Source organism: Streptomyces sp. S3(2020) (genome assembly GCF_013044505.1).
Lineage (GTDB): Bacteria > Actinomycetota > Actinomycetes > Streptomycetales > Streptomycetaceae > Streptomyces.
On the sequence record NZ_JABERD010000349.1, the window covers coordinates 1 to 6,252 of the forward strand.

The 6,252-nt window shown below is 71.9% G+C and carries 6 protein-coding genes; 3 read left to right on the plus strand and 3 right to left on the minus strand.

Annotated elements, in window-relative coordinates:
- Positions 1–10 precede the first annotated feature (10 nt).
- A complete protein-coding gene (locus HLK59_RS47175) occupies positions 11–754 on the minus strand; it encodes a helix-turn-helix transcriptional regulator (protein WP_240983053.1) in 744 nt (247 codons plus the stop codon).
- Between the two features lie 222 nt (positions 755–976).
- Between HLK59_RS47175 and HLK59_RS47180 the strand changes: the two genes are divergently transcribed.
- Both HLK59_RS47180 and HLK59_RS47185 read left to right on the plus strand, forming a co-directional pair.
- A complete protein-coding gene (locus HLK59_RS47180; RefSeq protein ID WP_171147850.1) occupies positions 977–1,591 on the plus strand; it encodes a hypothetical protein in 615 nt (204 codons plus the stop codon).
- Between the two features lie 703 nt (positions 1,592–2,294).
- Positions 2,295–2,747: an ATP-binding protein gene (locus HLK59_RS47185; RefSeq protein WP_240983054.1), complete on the plus strand. Its 453-nt coding sequence runs from the start codon at positions 2,295–2,297 to the stop codon at positions 2,745–2,747.
- A gap of 107 nt (positions 2,748–2,854) precedes the next feature.
- On the opposite strand, the gene HLK59_RS47190 is transcribed toward HLK59_RS47185, so the two are convergent.
- Positions 2,855–3,907: a DUF2637 domain-containing protein gene (locus HLK59_RS47190; protein WP_171147852.1), complete on the minus strand. Its 1,053-nt coding sequence runs from the start codon at positions 3,905–3,907 to the stop codon at positions 2,855–2,857.
- Positions 3,908–4,210: 303 nt separating this feature from the next.
- The gene (locus HLK59_RS47195) at positions 4,211–5,056 is read right to left on the minus strand and encodes a (2Fe-2S)-binding protein (RefSeq protein WP_171147853.1); all 846 of its coding nucleotides are present in this window, start codon (positions 5,054–5,056) and stop codon (positions 4,211–4,213) included.
- Positions 5,057–5,224: 168 nt separating this feature from the next.
- Here HLK59_RS47195 and HLK59_RS47200 point away from each other — a divergent pair, with 168 nt between their 5' ends.
- Entirely contained in the window at positions 5,225–6,109 is an 885-nt protein-coding gene (locus tag HLK59_RS47200) for a GntR family transcriptional regulator (protein ID WP_346779994.1), read from the plus strand.
- The last annotated feature ends 143 nt before the right edge of the window (positions 6,110–6,252 follow it).

A 6,252-nucleotide genomic window follows, 5' to 3' on the forward strand; every position in this document is an offset into this window, starting at 1 on the left:
GGGACGAGATCTACGTCCTGGAGCAGGTGAACAAATACGTTCCCGTCCTGGCCGGACTGCCCATGGAGGCTGTGGCCCGCGCGACCGGTCGGGCGCTGGCGCGGGGCGGGGTCGCCGTCGGCTTCTTCGCGGTGCCGGGGCCGGGGGACTCGGGGGCGGTCGGGCTCGTACGGCCGGGATCGGTGGGCTGTACGGCGTCGGTGGACGAGGAACGGTCGTTCGACAGGGCGGACAGGCCGGCGAGTGTGGCCGCCGAGGCGACGGCGACGGCCGTCGTCACCAGGACGCGGCGACGGCGGTACCAGGGGAGCGGGGCGGGAGGCGCGCCCAGGTTCGTGACCGGATCGGCCTCCGCCTCCGCCTCCGCCTCCGCTTCCACCTCCGCCTCCGCCTTCGCCACCGGCCCCGGTTCGGCCTCGGGCCGGGTCTCCGGCACCGACTCGGGCTCGGGTTCGGCTGCGGGCTCGTTCTCCGGCACCGGTGTCCGTGGCCGCTGCCGTGCCGCCACCGCCGGCAGCCACAGCCGGTGCAGCTCCAGACGTTCCTCCGCCGTCGCCCCGCACAGCGCGGCGAAGCGCTCCACGGGAGCGAAGTCGAGAGGGACCGCGTCGCCCGCGCAGTAGCGGTGCAGCGTCGAGGTGTTCATGTGCAGCCGCCGGGCCAGCTGGCCGTAGCTGCGGTCCGTACGTTCCTTCAGCCGCGTGAGCAGCGCCGCGAACTCCGCGACATCGCTCGCGCCGTCCCGATCTGACAACGTTCCCCCTGCGTCTCCCGGACCGGGCCCCATCCCAGGCACCCCATGTACCTGCACGTCAGACGGGCTGGGATGGTTCCACCGTGGCGGATCGGGCGCCGGCTGTTGCGCCCTCCGCCTGTGACGGCTGATGCTCTTGGTGTCGCACCGACCGGCCGGACCGACCATCCGCCGTCGGCGGCATCCCACATCCAAGCACTCACTCGTACACGGGGGACACCCATGCCCAAGCGCACCCGAGCCGGCGCACTGCTCGCCGTCGCCGTCACGGGCCTCGCCCTCGGCGCGACGCTCGCCGCACCGGCGGACGCCGCACCGCAGGCAGCGCCGAAATTCCTGTCGGCGGCCCAACTGCCGCCGCACCCCTCATCGGCCTGGAAGGCGGGCAAGGTCACCGACGGCGTCCCGGACGAACTCCTGAGCTGCCTGAGGGAGACGCTGCCGGGCTACGACTCCCGGTACCGCTCGTTCACCACCGAACTGGAGACCAACGCCCAACAGCTCACGATCGTCGTCGGCACCAACGCCAAGGCCAAGGCGCTCGCCGACCGCCTGAACAAGGAGATGCGCTCCTGCGCCGCGCGCATCGAGCAGTCCGAACCGGAGATCGACGCCACGTACAAGAACTACGGCACGCTGCCGGTGGAGGAGGGCGCCCGCGTCCACGGTCTGCACACCGCCGCCTCCTGGGGCGCCTCCGACGTCCACCTGCTGTCGGTCGGCCGGGACGGGCGGACCGTCACCGTGGTGCAGTGGGGGCAGCTGGGCGACCTCGCCCACGCACCGGTGAAGGCGTTCAAGAAGACGACCACCACCGCGGTCGACAAGCTGTACTGAGACCGACCCCTCATGTGAGACCAACCGAAGAAGCGGAGCCGCCCTCCTGCGACGGGGGTACGGGAGGGCGGCTCCCGCTGTGTGGAATCCGGTACGGAAGCGATGAGTTCAGGCCAGATTCAAAGGCTGGCAAAGACCCGTCCCGTCCCGGCGTCCGGGACCAGCCGTCCCACGGCTGCGTCGGGTACGGCCGGATCGGCAGACCGGGGTAGACGGTAAGGCCGATGCCGGCGGTCAGCGTGTCGCCCCGGGGCGTAGCCCCGATGCCTTCGCGGAGCAGCGATCGGTCGCACCCCGCGGGGGCTGACGCACCGGCACGCCTGCGCACAGCGCGGCGGCCGGGCCGGCCGGTGCCGTGGCGAAAGGCCCGGGCGCCAACCGGAACCTGTGGATCGACCAGGGGTTTCCGCACATCCCGGCGCCGGCCGGTCGGGACGCCGGCCGGTCGGCACATGCCACCCGCCGGAACCGGCGGCACGCGCCCCCGCGCCGTCCTCCGCGGCGCCGAAGCGCCGGGGAGCGGACGTTCCGACCTCGCTCCGGCGAACCTCAACCATGGCCGAACACCTGGTCGTTGACGATTCGACATGACTGCCGAGTGCCCGACGGGGCATGGATCCCGTGAACGTGTTCGAGCAGGAGGGGAACCGACATCGGCACGCGGGCGGGGGTCATGAAGAGGCAGGCACGAGGAGGCGGTCCCATGGCGATCGGGGCCTTCTCGGCAGAGACAGTGGAGGACGTGGCCGCGGGCGCCGGGGATCAGGCGCAGGCGTCTCAGCTCAGGCGCAGACTCGGGAAGGCGGACCTGCGGGCGGTGCCCGAAGTACGCAGGGCGCTCCGGGAGTTGTTACGACAATGGGGGAGGCCGGGGCGATCGGAGATAGCGGAACTGCTCACCAGTGAGCTCGTGACCAACGCGCTCATCCACACCGACACCGACGCGGTGCTGACGGCCACCGTCGGACCCGGTGGACTGAGGGTCGAGGTACGGGACTTCGTGGCCCGCCGGCCCAGACTGCGCGTACCGAACGCCGACGACGGTACGCACGGCCGGGGCCTGGTCCTCGTCCAGTCCCTCGCGGACGCGTGGGGCGTGCGGGCGCACGGGGTGGGCAAGGCGGTGTGGTTCGAACTGGACGCCGGGGCCGCCTGACGCCGGGTCCGCGTGACGCCGGATTTCGCCTGATGCCGGTTTCGCACGACGAACGGGAGGGGGGTACGGCCATCAGGCCGTACCCCCCTCCCGTGGTGCCCGAAGGCCTAGCCGAACTGCTGCTCGAGGTCCTTGAGCTTGCGCTCCAGGGAGTCGAGGCGCGGCAGGGCCATGGTGTCGTCCTCGGCGGTGAGGTCGACGGTGATGGGGTCAGTACCCTTGCGGACGGGCTGCAGGGACGGCCGTGAGCGTACGGGCAGTTGCTCCGCGGTCGCTATGGCAGGCTCCGCGGAGACCATGTCGGAACCCCGCTCCAGGGCCTGGGCCTCGCCCGGCCGGCCGCCGTTGCCGCCGCCGCGGCCGATGAATCCGCGGTGACCGCGGCTGATGGCCTTGAGCTGGGCGCGCTCCATGCGCTCCTTGTCGCGGCGGCGCAGTCGGGCGGTCTCCTTCTGGCGCTTGTCCTCGCGGACCTCGTCGACCGCCTCGTCCAGGCTGCGCACGTTCTCCAGCAGCATCAGCGACCAGGCCTTGTAGGTCTCGCGAGGGGCCCGCAGCCAGCGGACGATGCGGATCTGCGGCAGCGGACGCGGCACCAGACCCTGCTCGCGCAGGGCGGCCCGGCGGGTCTGCTTCAGCGCGCGGTCGAAGAGGACGGCCGCCGAGAGGGACATGCCGGCGAAGAAGTGCGGGGCACCCGCGTGGGCGAGGCCCCGGGGCGCGTGCACCCAGTTGAACCAGGCCGCGGCACCCGCGAACGTCCACACGAGTATCCGGGAGCCGAGGGCCGCGTCACCGTGGCTGGCCTCGCGCACCGCGAGGACGGAGCAGAACATCGCCGCGCCGTCCAGGCCGAACGGGACCAGGTACTGCCAGCCGTTGTCCAGGCCCAGGTTCTGCTCACCGAAGCCGACGAGACCCTTGAAGGAGAGCGCGGCCGCGACGGCGGCGCAGCAGAAGAGGAGTACATAGGAAGCCGTTCCGTATATGGCTTCCTTGCGCCTGCGGCGCTCCTCGTTGCGCTCCCAAGAGTCCTCGGTCTTCGCGTGCTCCCCTGCGGACCGCTTGCCGCGCGCCAGCACCGCCACCGCTGCCAGCATGCCCAGGAGCAGTACGGCGCCCGGAAGCAACCAGTTCAGCGATATGTCGGTCAGTCTCATCTGGGGTCCCTTGCATTGGGATAGGGCGTAACGCCCGCCATAGTGGCCCAATCTCACTGGCCCTCAGGGGGTTTCGGGGCAAGAGGCCGCCAAGGAGGTGCAAGGGAATGCTCAGGGCGGCGTTCTGCTCGAACTGCCGCGTGAGGGGCGGGAGTTGAGTTCGAATAAGACTACCCGTACGGGTGGTTCCACGGAAAGTTCCTGCGCCAGGTGAGGAAATTGTGAATCGCCTGTAACCGAGTGGCAGCCCTGTTCTCGGATGATCTTACGGGACGTCCGCTTCCGCCCGCGCCCCGGGGGTCCTCAACTGGTGGCTTCGGCCAGGAGTTTGACGACACGGTCGGCGTCGCAGGTGCGCGGGCAGGTGGCGCAGGTGTCCTCGGGCTCCAGTGTGTAGTACATGCAGCAGCTGGCCCGGTCCCGGGTGGGCAGCGCCTCGCCGCGCGGTCCCGTCAGCTGCCGGAAGGCCGCCGCGCCGACGTACGGCTTCGTCGAGCCCGGCAGCAGCAGCTCCAGCTCGTGCTGGGCCCGCGCCTGCTCGCTCTCGCCGAGCAGCTGGGCGACGTACCAGAGCCCCTCGACCATCTCGTCGGTCACCATGCCCCACAGTGCCCGCCCGCGCCGCCGCATCCGCGGCCCGAACCCGCCGAGCACGGGCTCCAGGTGTTCGGCGATCGCTTCCCGTACCTCGGCCCGCAGTGCCTCCTCGTCGGGGACGACGCGGGCACCGGGCAGCGCGGCGGCGGGATCGCCGGGGAGGCAGGCGAAGGTGTCGGTCCGCACGGCGAAGGCCATCGGCCCCTCGGTCCGGTCGTACGAGACATGTGTCACGGGGAAGCGCGGCACCCGGCGTTCGAGGAACCACGGTGCGGTGATCAGCAGGCAGACGGGCCAGGCGTACCGGTGCAGCCCGAAGCTCGCTATGACGTCAGGGCGTCCGCTGCGCCCGTGGTCCCTCAGTACCTGTGCGTCGTCCCACGCCAGAAAGGCGTCGAGGCCGGCCCCGCCCTCCGCGAGCGTGGCGGCGGTGACCCAGCCGCCGCCCCTGGGGGCCTGGTCCCCACTGTCCAGCTCCGCGACGGTGAATCCCGGGAAAGCCTCGGTCAGACGGTTGTAGGCGTCAGTGAGGGCCGAGGTGCGCACGGTCATGCGGGAACCACCGATCCAAGACAGTTGTACGACTGTTTTGAAGGTAAGCCTAACCTTACCCAAGATCGCCGGGATTTGAACGGGGGGCTTCTGCGCCTAAGGTGCTTGACGGACGAGTAACAACCCGCCGTAATGACCCCAAGTACCGACACGTCCGGAGGAGGACCCGTGAAGCCGAGCGCGCAGGGCTCCGCCGGGACGGAGGTGCCGGCGGCGGTACGTGTGCCGCCGCAGCTCACGGCGGCGAGGGGCGAGCACACGCACGGCGAGCGGCCGCGTCCCGAGGTGCCCGTACCACCGGCCGGCGTGGCACGGCCGCGGCCCGAAGGCGGTGTGCCCGAGCCCCGCACCGAGCGCACCCGTACCGACGACGCCGTCGCCCCGCAGGTCCGTGCCGACCGGCCGCCCGCCGAGCCGCCCGTCCGGCCCGTCGTGCAGCGGGCCTCCGTGCGCGGGCAGATCCTCGACGCCCTGCGGACCTCACTGGTCTCCGGTGAGCTGATGCCCGGTGAGGTCTACTCGGCGCCCGTTCTCGGCGACCGCTTCGGGGTGTCCGCCACTCCGGTCCGTGAGGCCATGCAGCAGCTCGCGCTGGAGGGCGCCGTCGAGGTCGTGCCCAACCGGGGGTTCCGGGTCGTGCAGCGGGGGGCGCGGGAGCTGGGTGAGCTGGCCGAGGTGCGCGCGCTGATCGAGGTGCCGGTGATGCTGCGGCTGGCGCGCACCGTTGCGGTCGAGCGGTGGGCGGAGCTGCGGCCGCTCGCCGAGGCGACGGTGCGGGCCGCGTCCACCGGGAGCCGGGCGGCGTACGCCGAGTCCGACCGCGCCTTCCACCGCGCGGTCCTCGGCCTCGCGGGCAACGACCAGCTCGTCCAGATCGCCGACGACCTCCACCGCCGCGCCCAGTGGCCCCTCGTCGGCGCCCCCGCCTCCCGCGGCCGCGCGGAACTCGTCGCGGACGCGGCGGAACACACGGCGCTGCTGGACGCGTTGATCGCCGGGGACGTGGAGGTCGTCCGGGTACTGGTGGCCGAACACTTCACAGGCGCTGCCTGAGCACTTTCTCCGCCCCCTGGACTCCCGCTCCTCAGATGCCGGAGGGGCCGCATTTTTCAGCCCGTCCGGCGTTTGAGGACGAGGCCCGTTCAGGGCCGACAGCGGGGGTCCGGGGGCGCAGCCCCCGGGGATGGGACGGGTAG

Bases quoted from the DNA above. Each gene is read 5' to 3' on its own strand.
- HLK59_RS47190 (WP_171147852.1), bottom strand. From the start codon at position 3,907: ATGAGACTGACCGACATATCGCTGAACTGGTTGCTTCCGGGCGCCGTA.
- HLK59_RS47185 (WP_240983054.1), top strand. From the start codon at position 2,295: ATGGCGATCGGGGCCTTCTCGGCAGAGACAGTGGAGGACGTGGCCGCG.
- HLK59_RS47180 (WP_171147850.1), top strand. From the start codon at position 977: ATGCCCAAGCGCACCCGAGCCGGCGCACTGCTCGCCGTCGCCGTCACG.
- HLK59_RS47195 (WP_171147853.1), bottom strand. From the start codon at position 5,056: ATGACCGTGCGCACCTCGGCCCTCACTGACGCCTACAACCGTCTGACC.